Origin of the sequence: Roseofilum reptotaenium CS-1145, from assembly GCF_028330985.1 — a bacterium.
In the GTDB taxonomy this organism is placed as follows: Bacteria; Cyanobacteriota; Cyanobacteriia; order Cyanobacteriales; family Desertifilaceae; genus Roseofilum; species Roseofilum reptotaenium.
On record NZ_JAQMUE010000067.1, the window covers coordinates 1 to 19,148 of the forward strand.

Below are 19,148 nucleotides of genomic sequence, written 5' to 3' on the forward strand. Positions count from 1 at the left end.
CGATCAGCTAGAAGAAGTGTTGTACCAGCGCTGCCAAACCTTATTGAAACAGCCAGAATTAATTGGAGGGTTAACCGATTTTTACGGGTGGAGTGAACTCACTGCTATATCACAACTTATTCAACGGACTTGATATAATAGCTCTTGAGAGCTTGCGCTTAGATTGACATTCATGATCGTTAGAGCATACCAAAAATTTGGGTTCAACTTTCATCCTACCCAATCTGGTTTTCTTATCATGTACTTACAATTCCAAGTTAATACATCATCCAATCCGTGAACTGTAGAATTCATAGACAGTCAAGCGGTCGCCCTAAAGGAGACCCCGATAGCGGATAAAGACTAGAATAACTGCCCATGAGCCTAAAGCCACTTTTAGGGCAACTAAGATATTCAGAACTGGAATCATGCCACCGCTTAGGAGTGTACCTAACTCTCCTTGGGGAAGTTGTAGGCCGACTAATGTGATCGCTGCTAACACAATAAAGACTAAAACGGAAATCTTTTCCCAGGTGGATGCTCTCCAACGTTCATAAATCTCTTCCATCCGTTCGGAAGGGGAGGTAATGGCAATTAAACCGATCGCCGTTCCACCCGCGACACCGGCAGCAAATCCGCCTCCTGGACTCAGATGGCCTCGGATGGCTAACTCGATACAGACCAAAGCGGATATAGTTGCACCTAAACGAGCTAAAACGATGGAAGGTTGGTCGGTAAACTGGCAAACTATGGCTGAGGGTTGTTCATTGGCTAATAAGAATTTTGCTCCCATAATGGCGATCGTAAACACCACTACTTCAAATATCGTATCGTAGATCCGATTTCTAAAGATAATCCCGGAAACAGCGTTGGGGATGCCACTATCTGCAACCACAGACTCGACAATCGAAATCTCGCCCCCCTCGAATGTGGGATCTTGCATCACTAACATTTTGACTAAAAAGATAATGCCTGCTACCAAATAAAGCCATTTCATCTGCTGTTTTTCCTCCACTGATCGCTATTTCTCTTGAGCTTTGTCACTAATTGGGCAAGGGGCCCCTTGTTTGTCTTTTGCCTAACCCGACACATGATTTTTCATCGATAAACTGGTTACTTCACTGGGTAACTCAGTCTGCATAATCTCATAAAGTCGCTCTACCCGAATGGTTGTATGGTAGGGTTTTGTCTCTTGACTGGCTGAAGAGGAAATACAAGTGGCGTGAATTTCCTTATCCATCAGCGCCTGATGTAGACTGGCATCATCACTATAGGGAACCAGATCGAGGCGCATATGATATTTATCTAAGGTTTTCTGTAAGCTGTTAATTAAGGCTTCAAATTGGGGATTTTCCTGCTCCATGTCTTCAGAAATGGTGCCCAGACGCATCACCAAAGACGATCGCACGGCTACCGCATATAAAGTAATGGCTAACATTGTCCCCACTAGAGCTTCTGTTAAGGCCACATCTGCCCCACCTAACACGGCATATACCAGTGCTGCTACAGCTCCCAAGATCCCCCGAATAACTAGCGCATGGTAGGGATTTTTTTGCAGAACCACTAGACCTGCGGCTAATGGCAATAGGGCAACAATTAATAATAGAGAGATATCAGTCGTCATTATTTCCCCCACTGGAACAAGAGGCTAAAACATATCCTATCGGTAATAGAGAGATTATGGCACTCCAATACAACAATCATTGCCAAACCATCCAGAATAGAAACAACAACATTAAATTCATCATGCCAATCAGATGGTCAAGCGTTTCGAGTGTCTGAGGGAGTTTAACGGTTGAGTTGCGAAAGATGATGAAGTAGGCAAGCCAACCCAAGGCGATCGTGACAAGGGGTTTGGCTATGTTTGCCAGGGTATAGGTCTGATAATTAAAGGCGTTTGCGCCGATGAGTCCACTGATTAAAATGACCACTGCCAACCAGAAACCGATGGATAGCTTTTGAGTGTCCTCTTCTGACCTTTCATGGGGCAAAAACATGAATTGTCCATAGACGGTTGCTGTGCCCACGGCAGCGAAACTCATGCCCAGCATTTGCCAAGGGATCAGGTTTTTCAGGGTTAGGACTTTAGCGCCAAAACCGGCAAGTAGGGGACAACCACAGATGGATAAACTTGCCAAGTTGAGGGCGATCCACAGGGAATTGGCCATGGGTTTTTGTTGCAATTCTTTTAGGTTACGACTGGGTAAGTTACCCCCAATTAGGAATAGGGCAGATTTTGCCAGTCCGTGGGTAAGAGCATATAATCCTCCCACTTCCGGGGCTACAAGGACAAAGCCCAATTGGGAAATTGTACTCAAGGCTAACATGCGTTTGATGTCTTTTTCAAATAGGGCATACCCTACACCTAATAGGGCAGTAGCTACGCCAAAGAAGCGTATGATGGGGTCAATTGCTTCTAAAGTCAGGGCGCAGCGCACTAGGGGAAAGGCTGCAGTTTTGACGACGACTCCTGAGAGGATGGCAGAAACAGGGGTTTCTGATTCTGAGTGTGTCAGGGGTAACCAGAATCCGGGGACAAAGATACCGCCTTTGGCTAGAAGTGCGAGGAAGATCAGGGCAATGGCTTCGGCGGGAGCATTGATTAAACCGGTTAAAGCGAAGGAGTTGTTTGCTTTATAGACGAGGATGGCTCCCACTAAGTACAAGAGCATAACGGTATTACTAAGCAATAGATACCGCAGTCCTATCCAGATGGCGCGATCGCTTCTTGGATAGGAAATCAGCAGAAATGCGGCGATGGTCATCACTTCTATGCCGACATAGATACTCAGCCAGTCAGCACAGACAAAGACTGAGTTGATACTGCCCTGTAAAACCACAAGCTGAGTATAAAAGAAGGCGCTTTTGCTACTCCGCCAACAGTAGAGTAGTACTGCCACACAGACAAAAGCATTAGTTAAGATAAAGAAGGCACTCTGTTCATCGGCGATCAGGGTAACTCCGAAATTATCGAGCAATTCCAGGACAATGGGTTCGGGTTGCTGAAATACGAAGGTCGCATAGGCAAACGAGACTAGGGTCGTCCCAAAGGCCAGAAACCAATCGAGCCTTGGTAGGAGATAAATTCCTAAGCCAACAATCAAAGGGAGGAGAAGCCAAGCGATTGTGAGGATGGTCATGGTGTGAGTTTTTCCCAATCTCCTTGGTTTCTAATAAGGTCACCGGTACGGATACATTACGACGTTATGTATAATACCCTATCTACCAGAGTGGAAAATAACCATAAAAGGCAAGAGGGCCATGATTAAATATCACTCGTCATCATTCCCCCCACTAGAACAATAGGCTAAGACATATCCCAAAACGGTATTCCAAATGGCGAGAGAAATAATACCCAATACCAGTAAGGGCCATTCTCTGGGAATTTGCAGGAGTAAACCAATAATCATACTCATGGAACCGAGGGTATCAGCGACAGAGAGACTATGGAGTTTAAAGAGAACGGAGCGATCGCCAATTAAAGGAAAGGTTCCCCAAAACCAGAACACGATCCCCACTCCCATACAGATATAACTCAAGGTTGTAATCATCCCTCCCCCACTCGTTTAATTACATGAGCTAACAACATTAATGCTGCATTCCCTACACTTAAGATAATGATGCCAACCACACCCAGCATTAAATCATCGCGTAACACCGAGACAATTAAAATCATCATTGAAGTTTTGGTCGCAATGCTGGCAAAGGCCAACATTTTCTGCCAAATATCACTATCTTGACAAGCCTCATACATGGGAATTAATAGCGCAAAAATCATCAAAACCAAAATTACAGTCATCTTTTAAAAGTCTCCATCCCCATATCTCTAAGTCTCCCGATCGCCGTGTCTGTGCTTCCTTCGACTCCGCTCAGGGAGCGTTTGTCTCTGTGCGTCCCCGCCTTCTTCGTCTCACCCAATGAACTTCATACGATCCCCTAGCGTGATACTTCACCACAATGGTTTTGGGGGTAAAGGTAATTACGAAAATATCTAAAAAGATCAATCCGGGAGTCCGGTTGGGTTTAACTTGCTCCAGGGTGGTTTCTTCTTCTTGATGGGGACGAACCATCAACTCGATCGCTTCTATATAAGCTTGAGGAATGGCGACTGCAATCTCCCAAAGAGCGTGTAACCAATCTTTGAGGACTGCTGGAGCAGTAACCGATCTCGGTAGGAGAAAGGCTACGGCTACGCCAATAACAATATTGGCTAGGCTCAGATCGGAGGTGAGTAAAAACCAGATGGTCAATCGTAGTATCAGATCCAGATATCCAATCATGCCCACACCATCCAGAACAGCAGCAACAACATTAAACTCATCATCCCCATCAGATGATCGAACTGTTCCAGCATTCGGGGCAGTTTGACCGTTGCGTTGCGGAAGATGAGAAAGTAGGCGACCCAACCGAGGGCGATCGTCACCAGAGGTTTAACAATATTGGCTAGGGTATAGGCTTGATAATAGACTACGTTGGCTCCCACCAGTCCTCCAATCAAGACTACGACAGCTAACCAGAAGCCAATGGATTGCTTTTTATCCCCTTCTTTTGCCGCTTCATGGGGTAGAAAGATGAGTTTGGCAAAGGAAATAGAAGTTCCCAAGGCAGCAATATTCATGCCAATGACTTGCCAAGGCATTAGGGTTTTCATCGTCAGGACTTTCGCACCAAAACCAGCAAGTAGGGGAAAACCGGAGATGGAAAAACTGGCCAAGGTTAGGGCAATCCACATAGGATTGGGAATGGGTTTATGTTTCAATTCTTTTAGGTTACGACTTGGTAAATTCCCTCCGATTAGGAAAAGGGCCGATTTCACCAATCCGTGGGTGAGGGCATAGAATCCTCCGACTTCCGGGGCTGCGAGGATAAAGCCTAATTGGGAAATGGTGTGAAAAGCTAACATCCGTTTGATGTCTTTTTCAAACACGGCATAGCCGACTCCCAATACGGCAGTGCCCACGCCAAAGAAGCGCACGATGGGTTCAATGTCGTCTAACATTAGGGCACAGCGTACGAGGGGAAAAACGCCAGCTTTCACCACGACCCCTGAGAGCATGGCAGAAACGGGGGTTTCGGATTCCGAGTGCGTCAGGGGTAACCAGAGTCCGGAGATAAAAATCCCCCCTTTGGCAAGCAGTCCGAGGAAAATTAAGGCAATGGCTTCGGTGGGAGCATTGGTTAGGCCAATGAACGCAAAAGAGTTGTTGGCTTGATAAACTAGGATTGCGCCCACAAGATAGAAGAGCATAGCCACATTGCTAACAAATAGATAGCGTAGCCCTACCCAGATGGAGCGATCGCTTCTCGGATAAGTAATCAGCAGAAACGAGGCGATGCTAATAACTTCTAAGGCAACATATAAAGTAATCCAGTCTGCACAGATGAAGGCTGAATTTACACTACCCTGTAAGATAATGAGCTGAGTATAGAAAAAGTAACTTTTGTTGCTTCTCCAACCGTAAAGCAACACTGCCATACAGACCAAAGCATTGGTTAAAACAAAGAAGCCAGTCTGGTGATCGGCGATCAGGGTCACCCCGAAACTATCCAGGAGTTCCAGGGGAATGGGTTCAGGTTGCCGAAATACAAATGTGGCATAGGCAAGGGAGACTAGAGTTACCCCAAAGGCTAGAACCCAATCAAGCCTCGGTAGGAGGTAAATCCCTAATCCAACAATAAAGGGAAGTGCAAGCCAGGCGATAGTTAAAAAGGTCATGGTGTATAGTTTTTCTCGATCGCCTTAGTTTCTAATGTGGGGTTATCTTTTGCCAGCTTCATCACTCCCACAAGCATCAGCGCTTGAATCGAAAAGCCAATCACAATCGCCGTTAAAATCACTGCTTGTGGCACAGGATCGGCATATTCAACAGTTTTGGTGGGATCGAGAATGGGGGTAAACAGCCCTTCTCGTGAGGCAATGAAGATATAATAGGCGATCACTCCGGTACTCATCACGTCCATAGAGATGATCTTCATGACAAGGTTCTTTTTCAGGATAATTCCGAAAAATCCGAATAATAGGGTGATTAGGATGCAGGCTTGTAACATCGACAGGGCTTAGGGGGTCAGGGGAATGGGCTATGCTCTGGAAAGCTTTTTAATAAGAATACACAATTTCCGGTCGTTGAGAACCATTAGGGACTTAAGTTATTCGTAAGGAAAACCATTGGTTATCATTGATGTACCGATCTCCTCAGCTTACACTAGAGGCAATATGATCGCTGTACCGATTACCAGGACAAAACCCTTTTAAGGTAAACTCTATAAACTAATTACTTCTTAATATTGAAGCTTTTCCATGACTACGCCCACCCTTCCTATTTCGCGAAAAAAGCTATGGTTAGCCGCCATTAAGCCACCCATGTATAGTGTTGCGGTCATTCCCATTGGAGTAGGCAGTGCCGTTGCTTTTGCGGAAACAGAAAGCTTCAATTGGGCAATTTTTAGCACTTTCATTACGGCAGCTATCCTCATTATAGCCTGGCTGAATTTAACTAATGATGTATTTGACTCTGAAACGGGAATCGACGTTAATAAACACCATTCTGTTGTTAATTTAACTGGCAATAAAACCTTAGTTTTTTGGATTGCCAATGGACTCTTAGCGATCGCTGCTCTAGAATTGATCTTGATTGCCTGGTGGCAACATAGTCCGATGATTCTAGAACTGATTGCCTTAGCAGTTTTTCTGGGCTATACCTATCAAGGTCCACCCTTTCGTTTGGGTTATTTAGGTTTAGGAGAAATCATCTGTTTCATTACGTTTGGTCCCTTAGCTGTTTCTGCTGCATACTACTCCCAAAACCCCACTTGGTCAACGACTAGCCTGAAGGCATCCATTATTATTGGCCTTACCACCAGTATTATTTTACTCTGCTCCCATTTCCATCAAGTGGAAGATGATATCGCCGCTGGAAAACGCTCTCCCATTGTCCGTATTGGCACAACAAAAGGCGCTCAACTGCTGTTGAGTGCTTGTGTAGCTGTTTTTGCGGCGATCGCCCTTTTCACTATTGAAGGCTATTTCCCCCAATGGACAGCCTTAAGTTTCCTCAGTATCCCCGTTGCGGTGCAACTATGCTACCATGTTCTGATGTATCATGACCAACCGGAACAAGTAAAAAACTGTAAGTTTATCGCCGTTAACTTTCACTTTATCAGTGGATTTTTATTGGGTTTAGGATTTATTTTAGGATAGGTTATATAGCAGTTTTTCCTAAGCAATAAAGACGCTAGAAATGGACAAAAGCTTTGATTGAGCATAAGCCATCGTTTGATATAGCTTTTAAACAATATTTAGTTAAGTATAATACGTTTTTATTGAGCGTTAGACTGGCGCAATATACTGTTTCATAAGGAGGTTGGTGGCTTTTCATCCAGCCCGAAATCCCTAGGGAATGCTACATAAATTACATGATCGACCCATTGATCGTTTTCGTAATAAAAGCCATAACGAATACACTCTTTCTGCAAGCCAATACTTTCAACGAGTGCAATCGAAGGATAATTATCAAGATTGATAGCGGCTTCGATACGATGATACCCAAGCTGCTCAAACCCAGCAATAACGGCAGCTCTTACAGATTCTTTCCCAAATCCTTGTCCCCAGTGTTGATTATGGATACTGTAGCCCAAGTTAGCCCACTGTTTTTCCTCTCGTTGAATAGTAGATAAGTCAAGGTTACCCAGATGTTGATTCGTTTGCCGACAAAATACGCCCCAAATATATGCGTAATCATTGAAAGCTTGTTCCTGATGGCTATTACATATATCGGCAAAACGGTTAGCATCATAGTCATCTAAATTAATCTGTCCTTCGTCATATGGGTACTGCTGAGGCAGTCGTTCTGATAACGCAACATACCAAGATTGATAGTCCTTAGGTTTTTGAGGACGTAGGATAAGGCGTTTAGTCTGGATCGTCAGATCCTAAGCTATTTCATTCATCACAAAAATTTTCGACAAAAATTTTCGTTTGCCAAATTGATTCCAGCTTGAATATAAATCCCGGTAAAATGGACTCTCCAGACACCCAACTTGGAGACTCTCACACTTCAATCTCTTGATTCAGACAATAAACTGCCACTTTCCGCGATGAAGGAATAATAAGCCAGGCTAAACGAGTACCATTGTCTAGATATTCTTGCATTTTCTGTTGCGTCACTTTTAAAATTTGGGTAATCGACAAACTGTTGTTTTAATCGTTATAAACTAAACTTCACATAATCGCTCAACCAAGCAATCACTTCTTCTCCTAAGCGCACGTCATTTAAGCGGTCAATTTCGCGAATACCAGTGGGACTGGTGACATTAATTTCCGTCAAATAGCCACCAATGACATCTAAGCCAACAAAATAGAGGGCATTTTTCTGTAAAATTGGGGCTAATTGGGAACAAATCTCTTGTTCTCGGTCGGTGATTTCTGTTTTTTCTACGTCTCCACCAACGGCCATATTATTGCGGAATTCTTCAGTTCTGGACACCCGATTGACTGCACCAATTGGCTCTCCATTGAGGAGAATAATTCGTTTATCTCCGTCCTTGGCTGCGGGTAAAAATTGCTGTACCATCACCGGTAATGTCCCGTTTTGGGTACTGAGTTCAATGAGGGAGTTGAAATTGCGATCGCCAGGCTCCAATATCAGAATTCCTTCCCCGGCTTTGCCTCCCAGGGGTTTCATGATTGCTTTTCCGTGAGTTTGGACAAACTTGCGAATGGTGGTTTTATCTGCTGTTACCTGGGTTTCGGGGATCAATTTGGGAAACTGGAGCGCATACATTTTTTCATTGGCATTGCGCAAGGCTTTGGGATTATTCAACACCAGAGTTTTTTGCGGGTCAACATAATCTAAAATATAGGTGGCATATAAATAGGAAATCGTCACCGGTGGATCGGTGCGCATAAACACCGCATCCATCTCTTCTAGGGGGCGAATAACTGGGTTTTCGACTTGAAACCAGGGATGGGTAGCTACCCAATGGTCTTCTTTTAATTCGACTGGGGTTAAGTGAAGCGGAGACAGTTTTGCCCAAGCTTTACCGGATCTGACTTCTAAGTCTTGAGCTTCAGTAATCCAAACCTGATGGCCTAGTTTTTGAGCGGCTTCCATCATCGCCACACTGGTATCATGGCAAGGATCGAGGTGGTGAATGGGGTCAATAATAAAGGCAAAATCCATGGTTTTCAATTAATCATTAAAAATGGGGTTAGTTGGAGGGTTCGGAGACTTTGGGGTTAATTTGGGAGTCACTGAGCGGAGCCGAAGTGCCGATTTTGGGTTCGGTTCCGGCTAAGAGGCGTTCGATATTGCTGCGGTGTCGCCAAATGACGTATAAGCCGCCGATAATGCCAAAGATTTCATAGGCGAGGGGTTGGTGGAAAGCTGCCATGAGGGCAGAAACGGCGATCGCCGCACTCATCGAGCCGAGTGATACAATTCGGGTAATGCCGATGACGCTGCCAAACACGGCAAAGGTGAGCAAACCCACCGGCCAATATAAAGCTAACAATACCCCTAAACTGGTGGCGGCCGATTTTCCTCCTTTACTTAAGGATTTTCCTTCGGGTTGATTCCAAATTAACCAAACCGATAAACTATGGCCAAACAGGGCTAAAAATCCGGCTAACACCACTATCCCATCTTGTAGCTCACTGAGCGAAGTCGAAGTGAGCGAAGTCGAAGTGAGCCAACCCCATTGATAGGCAAAGCGCACCAGAAAAATGGCTGCTACTCCTTTAAGAACGTCCACCAATAGCACGGTTAACGCCGCACCTTTGCCTACTGTTCGCAACACATTGGTTGCACCGGTGGAACCCGAACCCGACTCGCGAATATCAATGCCTTTGAGGGCTTTGGTTAACCAATATCCTGTCGGAATAGAACCCAATAAATAAGCCCCAATCAAGACACCAACGGCGATTGCCCATTGCATACCTTCACCTCTTTCTCGATCTACTTTATCTAACGTTCTCATCCCACTGTTCCCTTCGACTCCGCTCAGGGAACAGGGAAACCTTACCAATTATCAATCATCGGGGGTGCTTCTGGATTCGGTGCAAACGCCAACCATAGGGGAAACTGCAACATGGACACACTCACCTTATCCTCAGACTCATCAAGAATAATGAGAGGGAGTTGCTTCTGTTGGGTAATTCGGTCTGCTTTTACGGCTAAGGGTTCAGGTGCTTCAAACATAGTAATCCCTCTGTCCGAGCTAAAATCCATGCGAGAGATACCCAAACAATCTTGTAAACCCCGTCGCCATTCGCCCAAGCGCTCTGGAGTATTGACTAAAATCAACGGTCTGAGGCGATCGCCATATAAACTATAGACTACCGAAATTACTGCCGAGGATACCAAAATATTTTGTAGACGAGACCCCATGGTACGCACCGCTCCCCGTCCCCCGTGGGTAAAAAACCATTGGGATACCCGTTCTGCATGGATGGGTTCAAACGTGCGCCGCAATTGCCAAGCTGGGCCATAATAATCGGGACGGGTGCGATACTGATCCAATAGATGGCGAATTTGGCGCACTTGATCGCCAAACTTGGATTTGGTAAATTGGGGATTTTCTAATTCTGGGGGGCGTTCTGGTTCTCGACGGGAACGCATGATCGGCACTTCCACTGGAGCGACGGGTTCGCGAGCATCTGCCCCTAACTCTATATTTTCCGCCGCACTGGCCAAATCCTGCAAGCTACCGACCAAATAATCCTTAAAGCCTTGAACGCGGATAGCGAGATCCTGGGAAACACCCGCAAAGCTTGTCCGCATTTCCGCACGGATGCGCTCTGCACGTCTTTCCAGTTTTTCGATCGTAATTTCTAGCTTATGTTTGCGATGCTCTAGCTCACTTAAACCTGCTTGTACCAATTGTCCCATGGCTGATTGCTGGGCTGTCAGTTGCTCTTGCAGGGTTTCGGCTTCCTGTCGCAGTTCCTCCACCTGGTTTTGCAGCGCTTGCTCGGTAAACCGTAGATCCTCAATCCGCGCTTGCCATTCATCCACTTCTTCCTCCCTGGGAGGTTCCGAGTCTTGTTCCTCCACTTCTTCCTCCCGATCTAGTCCTCCGTCTGTAGCTGCCCTTTCTTCACGGGGTTCGGGATGATCGGGGGTTTTGGTATCAAGCTGAAGCGGAAGTAAGCTATCTCCCGTTTCACTATTTTGATTTTCTATGGTTTCATCTTCTGTTTTCCGATCGCCATGGCGATCGCCATTTTCCTCCGTCTCTTGAGAGGCTGAGGGTTGAGGAACGTCAGATTCAGGAACGGGGGTTGAAGGGGTTTCGGGGTTGGAGTCCCAAGGATTCAATGGATCGGTATTCATCAGTTATTCATCAGTTCTACAGGTATTAACGAGAACGGGGACAACGTTCTTCCAGAGTGCGCTTGAGGGTTGAATAGTCAAAGATTATGGGTACAAAATGGATACTCTTAACTTCTTTGAAATAGAACAAGATGGGCAGTTTGTCCCAGAAAATCTCCCAATTTTGCCAGTCTTGGTAAGGAAATTGGCGAATTTGCTTGTCGGAACGGTAAACCTCAAGAGCTGTTGGAGTAAAGGTGAGCCGGATAGTGGTGGTTTGTAGGGTTAAGAATAACCCAAAGAGGGCGATCGCCCCACCTAATCCAATTTGAACGGCTGCTAGAGGAATCGCCAACAGCACCAGCACTAAGGGTATCCGGTAACTGGGCTTCAGGGTAACCGTTTCTAGGGTAGTGCTCGAGGTTGAAGATGAAAAGGGAGTTGAAGTCATCGGAAGTTCTAAATCACCTATGGTTGACTATTTTATCGTGCCGTGGCTGGTAATGCCCGATCTCCCCATCTCCCCATCTCCCTATCCCCAGTAAAATTGAATTTAGCCTGAGATTGAGGTTTAGGAGGGAGCGATGTCAGTCTTATTGAAGCGGTTGTTTACGGTGGAAGAGTACCATAGGATGGGCACAACTGGGATTCTGTCTGAAGGCGATCGTACTGAATTAATCCGAGGAGAAATCATTCAAATGTCACCTATTGGCCCAATTCATGCCTCTTACGTCAATCGCCTGACTCAGTTATTTATATTGCAATTCGGCAAACGAGTATTGGTGAGAGTACAAGATCCAGTCGTGTTAGATAATACTTCTGAGCCAGAACCAGATTTATGCCTGGCGCATCCCCGTGCTGATTTTTATCAGGGGGGACATCCGCAACCGGAGGATATTTTTTTACTGGTAGAGGTAGCGGATACAACGCTTCGGGGCGATCGGGACATCAAAATTCCCCTGTATGCACAAGCGCAAATTCCGGAAGTTTGGCTGCTGAATATTCCCGAACGGTGTTTAGAAGTCTATCGACAACCGACTCTAGAAGGCTATCAGCAGGTGCAACGCTTAGAAGAAGGAGAAGTTGCGGTGCAATTGTTTCCCGATATCCAGTTTTCAGTTGAGGAAATCCTGGGATAATCGACTGTTTCTGTTCCCATGAGATACATTGAGGATGGATAGGCAATCCTGCTATACATCAAAATGACTACTGAAATTAGCGATCGCACCAGCAATGAGTCCCATTATCGCCAAATTTACCATCGCCTAGGAACTACCCCGGAACAACTCGCTCAGTTTTGCCAACGTTGGCAGATCGTGGAACTGTCCTTATTTGGCTCGATTCTCCGGGATGACTTTAATATGAACAGTGACGTGGATCTTTTAGTCACGTTTAAACCCAATCACTCTTGGGGTTTAGAATTTATCCAGATGCGCGAACAACTCTCTACTCTTTTTAATCGCCCTGTGGATCTAATGACGCGACAAAGTATTATCAATAGTCCGAATATTCTCCGTCGCGAGAACATCCTTGATTCGGCGGAGGTCATCTATGTCCAAAAGTTAGAATTCATCTTGAGCCAGGAGTCCTAGCATCACCTGCAAAATGTTCTCGCAATTTATCATGCAGAAACCGATATCTTCCCCCCACTTGGTTTAAAAGTCTGCGCTCTGCCGCATAGGTGAGAAACTGGCTATAATTCCAGGCAATCACCTCTTTTTGACACAGCATCACCCGCAAGACCAAATGTTGAATACAAGCTAGTCCCCCTCCAAATGAAAAGCTGAGGATTGCACTTAATCCTAAACCGCTAATCAGGGTATTCGTAAAGTCCACCGATCTTCCAGTTACAAACTCAGGCAAAATAAATATCAGCATCGTTGCAGGGAGAGTAATCAAAAATACAGTTATGGCATTTTTTGCTGATTCTAGGATGCCCTGATTTGCTTTTGATCGATAGTTAAGATCAGCCCTTAGACCCCTAATCAACCCAACAATTCCGCCAAAAATTATCCCGAAAATGGCATCAAAAAAAACTCCTAAAATCAGGGCTAAAACCAGCCAATAAATAATCCCTTTCTTGATTTTTTTTTGAGAAAAGTCAAAAGCTTCTGTCAATTCAATAGATAGACCTACTGTTCCAAAAATTACTCCATCAATCAATCCACCAATTAGCCCACCAATTAGCTTGAAAAATAGCCCCTCAAACCCCTCCAAAATCATCCCCACCATTACCCCTAAAAACATACCTTCAATCATCCCCACTATTAGCCGATAAACCAAACGTTCTCCCTTGGTTGCTAACAAAATGGGCTGCATTTCTTCAATATAAGAATCCGTCTGGCGCTGCTGCTTCAGGCTTCGGGCAAGCCAGGTAAGATAACGGCGGGTTTGCTCTGGAGTATATTTCCTCGCTCCCTTGGCGTTTGGCTCGTCTAACTTGCGCTCTACATACTTTTCTAATAACGCCGCTTGCGTTTGCTGTCCCCCTGTCCCTTGGCTCTCAATTCCCTGGGGATAAGCCACCGGAATCAGATGCAAAAATAAGGGAATTCTCGCTAACTCCAACAGTCCCTCATCTCTTTGAATCTGCCGCCACAATTCCCCCCGTCCTAACCCCCGTAAATAGCGCTGAATCTGGTCATCCTCCAGCGCTTGCAGATAAACCGCTCCGTTCAATGCCTCTAGCATCACCTCCCCTTCCCGATAGCGCTTGCAGATAAACCGCTCCGTTCAATGCCTCTAGCATCACCTCCCCTTCCCGATATTGCTGCTGCCGACAACACACCACCAGAGACAATCGGGAAGCATAGGGAACACCTTCCCGTAAAAAGCGATTCATCTGGGCAATACAGTCTTGTTGTCGGTTTAAACCCACCTCATCCAACCCATCAATCAAGGGTAATAAGTCTCCCCGCTGAAGTGCCGCTTCTGTATGCGCTGGCGGGATACTGTGGCGCTTTTGCAAGTCCTCAACTAACCACTGACCAATGGTTATTTTTCCCGGATACCGAAACATTTCAAACAACACGGGAATGGGCTGTTTCTGCCCTTCAGTGTGCCCTTGCGCTTCTTCGAGTAAATCCCGCGCCAACTCCAGCAGGGTTGTTGTTTTTCCCGCCCCCGGTTTCCCCAAAATCAGCAACCTGCCCCCAATCTCTGGCTTATGGAAAATATCAAGTATTCGCTCTTGTAGGTCTAAAACTTGCTGCTCTTGCCCTCTGAACGGCTGCCACAACCGCCGAAGACGCAACGGCCAAACTGGTTCAGGAGTTTGAATCTCCAGTTTGGCCTCCTGTCCCACCTGTTCCCGTCGGTCTTCCATCTTTAAAAGAATGGAGTTTTTCTGGTGCTGTCCATTTTTCCGGTCATGCTTTTTCTTGTCATGTAGAGCATTGTCCAACCATTGTTTGACCTCCAGATTCATCACAGTCCGCATATTTTCGCGCCACTGTTGCAGACTATCCGCCGACGCTATAGCTTCTGTTCCCATCGCCTGAATCACCGGCTCTCCCTTCCGCAAAGCCAGCAGCAGCAACGCCATCGGCGGAAACAGCACGCCGAACACAAACAGCCCCACAGTCGCATATCCCAAAAATTCCGTTACCTTGTCCGGTAGAACTGTCCATTGATTCAGCATCCACAGGGAAGCAACCGCAAACCCAGTTATTGATAACCCCGCAACCCACACCCAACGGGTACGCGTCTCCTCTTCTGATCGCTCCGACACCGCATTGGCAACAAAAGGCAACACCCCAAACAATACCGCAATCCCAATCACCAACAGTGTGGGGGGATTCCAGTCGTCTAAAACCTGCTCAGAGACTTCATTAATACAAACCCCCAACCCCACATTCGCTGCACCGGTGATGAACGGCAGTGTAATCTGGCTATTCTTGCTCATCGTCTAACCCAACCCACCGGCTCCTATGGCAACCTTTCCCCAGGTCTGGAGTAATTGCTGTGATCGGAAAACGGCTGTATTTTGATGTTTTTAGTAGATACAGCCATTCATTAGGGCAAAGCGCTGTATCTACTGAGCTTTGACTAAAATTAAGTCCCCTTCCTGTTTCACTTCAAACAGGGGTAAGGGGTTTTCCGCAGGAGAAGCTAAAACTGCGCCATCTAAGTCAAATTGGGAACCGTGACAGGGACAGTCAAATACGTTTTCATCAGCCAACAGTTCTACGGTGCAACCTTGATGGGTACACATAGGATTGAGGGCAGTGATGGCTTGGGTTTCTTGATGGCGGAAGATGAGGACGGGTTTGGGAGCGTTGCGTCGGTCTAGAATGGTTCCTTGGGCTTCGAGTTGGGAGATTGTATCGAGGGCTTGAAACCTATCTTCGCGTATGGAGGTATCAATTTTAGGCGTGTTATTACTGGAGGATATTGGGCGTTTTTCTCCAGACTGACAACTGGAGAGGGTGGGGGGGAGGACGCTGACGAGTGCGCCAAGGGTCATCCAATTGATAAAGTAACGGCGTTCCATAGTAGATGGGAGTTGAATTTTAGGAGAGGACTGGAGATTGCGATTGGTTTTTGAGCATCTGTTGACGCAGGAATACGACCAATACAAACAGGAGATCTAGGGCAATTAAGCTACCGATAATCAGTTCTGAGCCTCCGGTACTGAAGCCGTAGCTGTGTAATCCAGTTCCGAGGACAAAATTTACGCCATACCAGGCCATGAGGATAGCATTAAAGCTGACAACACTAGCGATCGCCATACCAAAGTTGCCGAGCCAACCGGCTAATCGACCGTGTAGGGGCACGATATAGCACATGAGGGCGATTAAGGCCCAGGTTTCTTTGGGGTCCCATCCCCAAAACCGTCCCCAGGAAAAGTGGGCCCAAATGCCACCGAGGATAATGCCAGTGGTCAGGAAAAGTACGCCGACTTGGAGGATAGAATAGTTCCAGCGCGAGAGGCGGTTGATAAAGTCTTTGGCTGCGGGCTTGAATAGGTAAGCGCCCAGGAGCAAATGACCGAAGCCAAAGGCAAGGGCAAAACTGGCGTAACCAAGGGTAATGGTAGGCACATGGACACTGAGCCAAAAGTTATCGCGCAGGACGGGAACGAGGGGTTTAATGCTGGGATCGAGGACAGCCGGGAGGCGATCCCCCAACATCAAGCATAGGATAGATAAGGGTGCAGCGGACAATAGGTAATATTTCGCACGATGCAGGAATTCAAAGGTAACGGCGATCGCCGCTATTCCCAAACTCACCCAAATCACTGACTCATACATATTCGTCACTGGAGGGCGTTCTGCAATTTGCATCCGCTCCCAAAACCCATATCCATGCACCGCTAACCCACTGCAAAATAACCCTAATACTACCCAATAGGCTTGTAACTTTTCCAACTCCAAAGTCACCAACATCACCACGAACCCTACACCATATAAAATCCAGGCTTGGGTAAACCAATGCAGTCCATAAAAACGAACTTCTCGCGTTAGTTTTTCCCCAGAAGGATAGACTTGGGGACTTAATGTTATCAGTTGCGATTTCAAAGTTGCAACCTGGGCATTTAAATCCGAAGTTAAACCCATTTGTACTGCTTGTTTGATTTCGCCATAGGTTGTTTGCAAGGTCTCGACTTGTTCCGGCGAATAATATTCAGAAGCCTGAGCAATTCCCAACCATTTGCCTTTCGGATCGCTTGGATGGGGAACAACCGGTAACTGGGTACTGCTAACCGTCTCTAACATTAGGGCTAAACGGTCTTCTAGAGTTAGCGCTTCCCGTTGATCTCGCGTTAAATCTAGATTCTGCGCTTGAGCTTCATGGGCTTGCAAAACAAAGGAACCCAAGGGAGACGAAACCAGATCCACGAAAGAAAAATATTTCTGTTCTGGATTGAGTCCCAGTTCAGTTTTTAAGGGTCGATAACTAAACAGGATAAAGGGTTCTTTGTTCCAGTCTCGGTTATTGAATAAGAGGGAAAGATAGGTATCGAGATAATCGAGCTTTTCTCCGGTTAAGGGTTCATAGCGGAAACTGCCATGAATTTGAGTAACTGTTTCTCTGGCAACCGTATCAAGGGGCTTTTTGCGTCCATCCAGTTGTACTGCCAGAGTTTTCAGGGAATCATAACTCGTTTCCGGACTAGAGATTATTGCTTTCCATGCGGGGAAGAAGCACAGGAGAAGACCTAATGTTAAACCAATGAGAAATTTAATTGGATTCATACAATGTATAGGCTACAGACTGGTGATGTAGGAAGCCTTGAGACATTCCTGATTCCTTAGTGGTAACTGTCTGGGGGGAATTGTTCTGCTCACTGGTAACATCTAGCTATTACCCTATACTTCTCAGTCCACAATGTTAGCCTTTATGTGATAAAGTGGGAGTCAAAATAAAAATTCACCTATAATTGAGCATAAAAATCAAGATAGTCTCTATAATTCATCAATGATCGGTATCCATAAAACTCCATCTCTCACTGCTGACACTATCCTTGAATCTCTCCGGGAAATGTTCCCTCAAATTCAAAAGCAATACCAAATCAGTACGCTAGGAATTTTGGGTTCGTATGTCCGAGGTGAAGCAACTGAAGCCAGCGACATTGATTTACTCATTGAATTCCAACCAGACATTCGTTTTGGTCTAATTGCTTACTGTCAACTGGAAAATTACCTGAGTGAAAAACTGGGTAAACAAGTAGATCTGGTTACTAAAGATGGTTTAAAACCTGATGTCGGGGAAAATATTCTCAAGGAAGTGGTTTACCTATGAACCGTACCATCAAAGATTACTTAAGGGATATCCTAAAAGCAATCAATGCTGCCGAAAAATTTGTTATGGGTTTTGATATAGAGTATTAGTCTGGAAATTAGATATGACCGTTACAAACTTGTTGCCACAAATGCATCATTTATCTAGGCAGGATAAATTAAAGATTATTAAGCTTTTGCTTCAGGATTTACATGAGTTAGGGAGCAGGGAGGATGATACAGTTTTGTTGTCAGATCGCGATCGCTTTTTGTTGACTCAGGCCGTTGGAAGCTGGACAGAAACAGATGAGGCTGAGTTTTTAGAAAAGACGAAGACTTTTAGGGATGTTGATGAAAGCTTGTGGAATTAAAGCCAATTTTATTAGATACCTATACTGCACTTAACTAAAAATGTGCCTGATGCCATTGAAATCATTGGGAAAATCAAGGACAAGTTTTAGAATTTCCAGAGTTTCATGGTTTAATATGTTTAAATATAACATTGAACGAATGATGCTTGTCGGGATATTCAAACTTTCCTGTTGCTATTTTAGCATTTTGACATCTGCCTTCACCCTCTAATTTTTTACCTGAAAATTTTGTATCTGAAACTGAAATATCATACCAATCCAAATTCCATGTATCGTCTTTCTTATAGTTAATTTCAAATCTTACAGGATTGGGATATTGACGAGGATATTGACCACTTGTTACTGAAATCTCTTCTAGGCTCTTGTCTCCAGAATATGGATGGTCAAGAAGATACATTATTCCTGTTACCAATTTATCTTCACCATTTTCTGTTTCTATTGCCTATTGCCTCAAACCATAACCTCATTGTCCTAATCAACTCTTTCACTGCTATAGCACTTACAGCGGTTTGCGATGTAATGAGATACAGTAAGAAAAATCCCTCTAAATCCCCCTTTCTAAGGGGAGACTTTTACTGCCCCCCTTAGAAAGGGGGGTTGGGGGGATAGAAATCTACCACATAAGAGCGAAAACTGCTGTAATATCCAGCAGAGCGGGCAGGAAAATAGACTCACTTCTTCTGAACTTTTAATAGTTTCTGGTGTTATAGTCAATTCAAATAACAGTGAGACATTTTTGTAGGGGCGAAAAAATTTTCGCCATAAGA

General features: G+C 45.3%; 23 protein-coding genes. 5 read left to right on the forward strand and 18 right to left on the reverse strand.

What is annotated here, in order from left to right; all coding sequences use genetic code 11:
* Positions 1–313 precede the first annotated feature (313 nt).
* From PN466_RS10675 to PN466_RS10710, 8 genes are all read right to left on the reverse strand, one after another.
* Positions 314–976, reverse strand: a complete 663-nt coding sequence (locus PN466_RS10675) for a Na(+)/H(+) antiporter subunit B (RefSeq protein ID WP_271939521.1) — start codon at positions 974–976, stop codon at positions 314–316.
* Positions 977–1,057: 81 nt separating this feature from the next.
* The gene (locus tag PN466_RS10680; RefSeq protein WP_271939522.1) at positions 1,058–1,603 is read right to left on the reverse strand and encodes a DUF4040 domain-containing protein; all 546 of its coding nucleotides are present in this window, start codon (positions 1,601–1,603) and stop codon (positions 1,058–1,060) included.
* Between the two features lie 76 nt (positions 1,604–1,679).
* The gene (locus tag PN466_RS10685) at positions 1,680–3,119 is read right to left on the reverse strand and encodes a cation:proton antiporter (RefSeq protein ID WP_271939524.1); all 1,440 of its coding nucleotides are present in this window, start codon (positions 3,117–3,119) and stop codon (positions 1,680–1,682) included.
* 132 nt (positions 3,120–3,251) lie between these two features.
* Entirely contained in the window at positions 3,252–3,530 is a 279-nt protein-coding gene (locus PN466_RS10690) for a monovalent cation/H(+) antiporter subunit G (RefSeq protein WP_271939526.1), read from the reverse strand.
* The gene (locus tag PN466_RS10695) at positions 3,527–3,778 is read right to left on the reverse strand and encodes a hypothetical protein (RefSeq protein ID WP_271939528.1); all 252 of its coding nucleotides are present in this window, start codon (positions 3,776–3,778) and stop codon (positions 3,527–3,529) included. The genes PN466_RS10690 and PN466_RS10695 overlap by 4 nt, the downstream gene beginning before the upstream one ends.
* Before the next feature lie 70 nt (positions 3,779–3,848).
* Positions 3,849–4,259 carry a Na+/H+ antiporter subunit E gene (locus PN466_RS10700; protein WP_271939531.1) on the reverse strand — a complete coding sequence of 137 codons (411 nt, stop codon included), beginning with the start codon at positions 4,257–4,259 and terminating at the stop codon, positions 3,849–3,851.
* Positions 4,256–5,695, reverse strand: a complete 1,440-nt coding sequence (locus PN466_RS10705; RefSeq protein WP_271939534.1) for a cation:proton antiporter — start codon at positions 5,693–5,695, stop codon at positions 4,256–4,258. Before PN466_RS10705 ends, PN466_RS10700 begins: the two co-directional genes overlap by 4 nt.
* Complete coding sequence (locus tag PN466_RS10710; protein ID WP_271939536.1) at positions 5,692–6,027, reverse strand: cation:proton antiporter subunit C; 336 nt, start codon at positions 6,025–6,027, stop codon at positions 5,692–5,694. Before PN466_RS10710 ends, PN466_RS10705 begins: the two co-directional genes overlap by 4 nt.
* Before the next feature lie 250 nt (positions 6,028–6,277).
* Here PN466_RS10710 and menA point away from each other — a divergent pair, with 250 nt between their 5' ends.
* Positions 6,278–7,177: a 2-carboxy-1,4-naphthoquinone phytyltransferase gene (gene menA / locus PN466_RS10715; RefSeq protein ID WP_271939538.1), complete on the forward strand. Its 900-nt coding sequence runs from the start codon at positions 6,278–6,280 to the stop codon at positions 7,175–7,177.
* A gap of 152 nt (positions 7,178–7,329) precedes the next feature.
* Here the strand turns inward: menA and PN466_RS10720 are convergent, their stop codons facing one another.
* The 5 genes from PN466_RS10720 to PN466_RS10740 all read right to left on the reverse strand — a co-directional run bounded on the left by PN466_RS10720 (position 7,330) and on the right by PN466_RS10740 (position 11,739).
* On the reverse strand, positions 7,330–7,905 hold the full coding sequence (locus tag PN466_RS10720; RefSeq protein WP_278003059.1) for a GNAT family N-acetyltransferase: 576 nt from the start codon (positions 7,903–7,905) through the stop codon (positions 7,330–7,332).
* A gap of 278 nt (positions 7,906–8,183) precedes the next feature.
* On the reverse strand, positions 8,184–9,158 hold the full coding sequence (gene gshB / locus PN466_RS10725; protein ID WP_271939540.1) for a glutathione synthase: 975 nt from the start codon (positions 9,156–9,158) through the stop codon (positions 8,184–8,186).
* 28 nt (positions 9,159–9,186) lie between these two features.
* On the reverse strand, positions 9,187–9,954 hold the full coding sequence (gene plsY / locus PN466_RS10730) for a glycerol-3-phosphate 1-O-acyltransferase PlsY (protein WP_313898579.1): 768 nt from the start codon (positions 9,952–9,954) through the stop codon (positions 9,187–9,189).
* A 41-nt stretch (positions 9,955–9,995) separates the two neighbouring features.
* Positions 9,996–11,309 carry a DUF3086 domain-containing protein gene (locus PN466_RS10735; protein ID WP_271939541.1) on the reverse strand — a complete coding sequence of 438 codons (1,314 nt, stop codon included), beginning with the start codon at positions 11,307–11,309 and terminating at the stop codon, positions 9,996–9,998.
* Positions 11,310–11,334: 25 nt separating this feature from the next.
* Positions 11,335–11,739 carry a DUF3119 family protein gene (locus PN466_RS10740; RefSeq protein ID WP_271939542.1) on the reverse strand — a complete coding sequence of 135 codons (405 nt, stop codon included), beginning with the start codon at positions 11,737–11,739 and terminating at the stop codon, positions 11,335–11,337.
* Between the two features lie 133 nt (positions 11,740–11,872).
* Here PN466_RS10740 and PN466_RS10745 point away from each other — a divergent pair, with 133 nt between their 5' ends.
* Together PN466_RS10745 and PN466_RS10750 are read left to right on the forward strand one after the other, a co-directional pair.
* Positions 11,873–12,427 carry a Uma2 family endonuclease gene (locus PN466_RS10745; protein ID WP_271939544.1) on the forward strand — a complete coding sequence of 185 codons (555 nt, stop codon included), beginning with the start codon at positions 11,873–11,875 and terminating at the stop codon, positions 12,425–12,427.
* Positions 12,428–12,490: 63 nt separating this feature from the next.
* Positions 12,491–12,880 (forward strand): nucleotidyltransferase family protein, encoded by a 390-nt coding sequence (locus PN466_RS10750; protein ID WP_271939546.1) that lies wholly within the window; start codon positions 12,491–12,493, stop codon positions 12,878–12,880.
* Here PN466_RS10750 and PN466_RS10755 read toward each other — a convergent pair.
* The 4 genes from PN466_RS10755 to PN466_RS10770 all read right to left on the reverse strand — a co-directional run bounded on the left by PN466_RS10755 (position 12,858) and on the right by PN466_RS10770 (position 17,485).
* Positions 12,858–13,979 (reverse strand): hypothetical protein, encoded by a 1,122-nt coding sequence (locus tag PN466_RS10755; protein WP_271939549.1) that lies wholly within the window; start codon positions 13,977–13,979, stop codon positions 12,858–12,860. The genes PN466_RS10750 and PN466_RS10755 overlap by 23 nt on opposite strands.
* Positions 13,930–15,192, reverse strand: a complete 1,263-nt coding sequence (locus PN466_RS10760) for an NACHT domain-containing protein (RefSeq protein WP_271939550.1) — start codon at positions 15,190–15,192, stop codon at positions 13,930–13,932. Before PN466_RS10760 ends, PN466_RS10755 begins: the two co-directional genes overlap by 50 nt.
* A gap of 129 nt (positions 15,193–15,321) precedes the next feature.
* Positions 15,322–15,780 carry a QcrA and Rieske domain-containing protein gene (locus PN466_RS10765; RefSeq protein ID WP_271939552.1) on the reverse strand — a complete coding sequence of 153 codons (459 nt, stop codon included), beginning with the start codon at positions 15,778–15,780 and terminating at the stop codon, positions 15,322–15,324.
* A 19-nt stretch (positions 15,781–15,799) separates the two neighbouring features.
* On the reverse strand, positions 15,800–17,485 hold the full coding sequence (locus PN466_RS10770) for a cytochrome c biogenesis protein (RefSeq protein WP_271939554.1): 1,686 nt from the start codon (positions 17,483–17,485) through the stop codon (positions 15,800–15,802).
* Between the two features lie 223 nt (positions 17,486–17,708).
* Between PN466_RS10770 and PN466_RS10775 the strand changes: the two genes are divergently transcribed.
* Together PN466_RS10775 and PN466_RS10780 are read left to right on the forward strand one after the other, a co-directional pair.
* Positions 17,709–18,032: a nucleotidyltransferase family protein gene (locus tag PN466_RS10775; RefSeq protein ID WP_271939556.1), complete on the forward strand. Its 324-nt coding sequence runs from the start codon at positions 17,709–17,711 to the stop codon at positions 18,030–18,032.
* 103 nt (positions 18,033–18,135) lie between these two features.
* Positions 18,136–18,381, forward strand: a complete 246-nt coding sequence (locus tag PN466_RS10780) for a hypothetical protein (protein WP_271939559.1) — start codon at positions 18,136–18,138, stop codon at positions 18,379–18,381.
* A 103-nt stretch (positions 18,382–18,484) separates the two neighbouring features.
* Here PN466_RS10780 and PN466_RS10785 read toward each other — a convergent pair whose 3' ends face one another.
* Entirely contained in the window at positions 18,485–18,793 is a 309-nt protein-coding gene (locus PN466_RS10785) for a hypothetical protein (protein ID WP_271939561.1), read from the reverse strand.
* Between the last annotated feature and the right edge of the window lie 355 nt (positions 18,794–19,148).

What these genes read in the sequence shown, in the direction of transcription:
- PN466_RS10675 (WP_271939521.1), bottom strand. Translation starts at nt 976, where the DNA reads ATGAAATGGCTTTATTTGGTAGCAGGCATTATCTTTTTAGTCAAAATG.
- PN466_RS10680 (WP_271939522.1), bottom strand. Translation starts at nt 1,603, where the DNA reads ATGACGACTGATATCTCTCTATTATTAATTGTTGCCCTATTGCCATTA.
- PN466_RS10685 (WP_271939524.1), bottom strand. Translation starts at nt 3,119, where the DNA reads ATGACCATCCTCACAATCGCTTGGCTTCTCCTCCCTTTGATTGTTGGC.
- PN466_RS10690 (WP_271939526.1), bottom strand. Translation starts at nt 3,530, where the DNA reads ATGATTACAACCTTGAGTTATATCTGTATGGGAGTGGGGATCGTGTTC.
- PN466_RS10695 (WP_271939528.1), bottom strand. Translation starts at nt 3,778, where the DNA reads ATGACTGTAATTTTGGTTTTGATGATTTTTGCGCTATTAATTCCCATG.
- PN466_RS10700 (WP_271939531.1), bottom strand. Translation starts at nt 4,259, where the DNA reads ATGATTGGATATCTGGATCTGATACTACGATTGACCATCTGGTTTTTA.
- PN466_RS10705 (WP_271939534.1), bottom strand. Translation starts at nt 5,695, where the DNA reads ATGACCTTTTTAACTATCGCCTGGCTTGCACTTCCCTTTATTGTTGGA.
- PN466_RS10710 (WP_271939536.1), bottom strand. Translation starts at nt 6,027, where the DNA reads ATGTTACAAGCCTGCATCCTAATCACCCTATTATTCGGATTTTTCGGA.
- menA (WP_271939538.1), top strand. Translation starts at nt 6,278, where the DNA reads ATGACTACGCCCACCCTTCCTATTTCGCGAAAAAAGCTATGGTTAGCC.
- gshB (WP_271939540.1), bottom strand. Translation starts at nt 9,158, where the DNA reads ATGGATTTTGCCTTTATTATTGACCCCATTCACCACCTCGATCCTTGC.
- plsY (WP_313898579.1), bottom strand. Translation starts at nt 9,954, where the DNA reads ATGAGAACGTTAGATAAAGTAGATCGAGAAAGAGGTGAAGGTATGCAA.
- PN466_RS10735 (WP_271939541.1), bottom strand. Translation starts at nt 11,309, where the DNA reads ATGAATACCGATCCATTGAATCCTTGGGACTCCAACCCCGAAACCCCT.
- PN466_RS10740 (WP_271939542.1), bottom strand. Translation starts at nt 11,739, where the DNA reads ATGACTTCAACTCCCTTTTCATCTTCAACCTCGAGCACTACCCTAGAA.
- PN466_RS10745 (WP_271939544.1), top strand. Translation starts at nt 11,873, where the DNA reads ATGTCAGTCTTATTGAAGCGGTTGTTTACGGTGGAAGAGTACCATAGG.
- PN466_RS10750 (WP_271939546.1), top strand. Translation starts at nt 12,491, where the DNA reads ATGACTACTGAAATTAGCGATCGCACCAGCAATGAGTCCCATTATCGC.
- PN466_RS10755 (WP_271939549.1), bottom strand. Translation starts at nt 13,979, where the DNA reads ATGCTAGAGGCATTGAACGGAGCGGTTTATCTGCAAGCGCTGGAGGAT.
- PN466_RS10760 (WP_271939550.1), bottom strand. Translation starts at nt 15,192, where the DNA reads ATGAGCAAGAATAGCCAGATTACACTGCCGTTCATCACCGGTGCAGCG.
- PN466_RS10765 (WP_271939552.1), bottom strand. Translation starts at nt 15,780, where the DNA reads ATGGAACGCCGTTACTTTATCAATTGGATGACCCTTGGCGCACTCGTC.
- PN466_RS10770 (WP_271939554.1), bottom strand. Translation starts at nt 17,485, where the DNA reads ATGAATCCAATTAAATTTCTCATTGGTTTAACATTAGGTCTTCTCCTG.
- PN466_RS10775 (WP_271939556.1), top strand. Translation starts at nt 17,709, where the DNA reads ATGATCGGTATCCATAAAACTCCATCTCTCACTGCTGACACTATCCTT.
- PN466_RS10780 (WP_271939559.1), top strand. Translation starts at nt 18,136, where the DNA reads ATGACCGTTACAAACTTGTTGCCACAAATGCATCATTTATCTAGGCAG.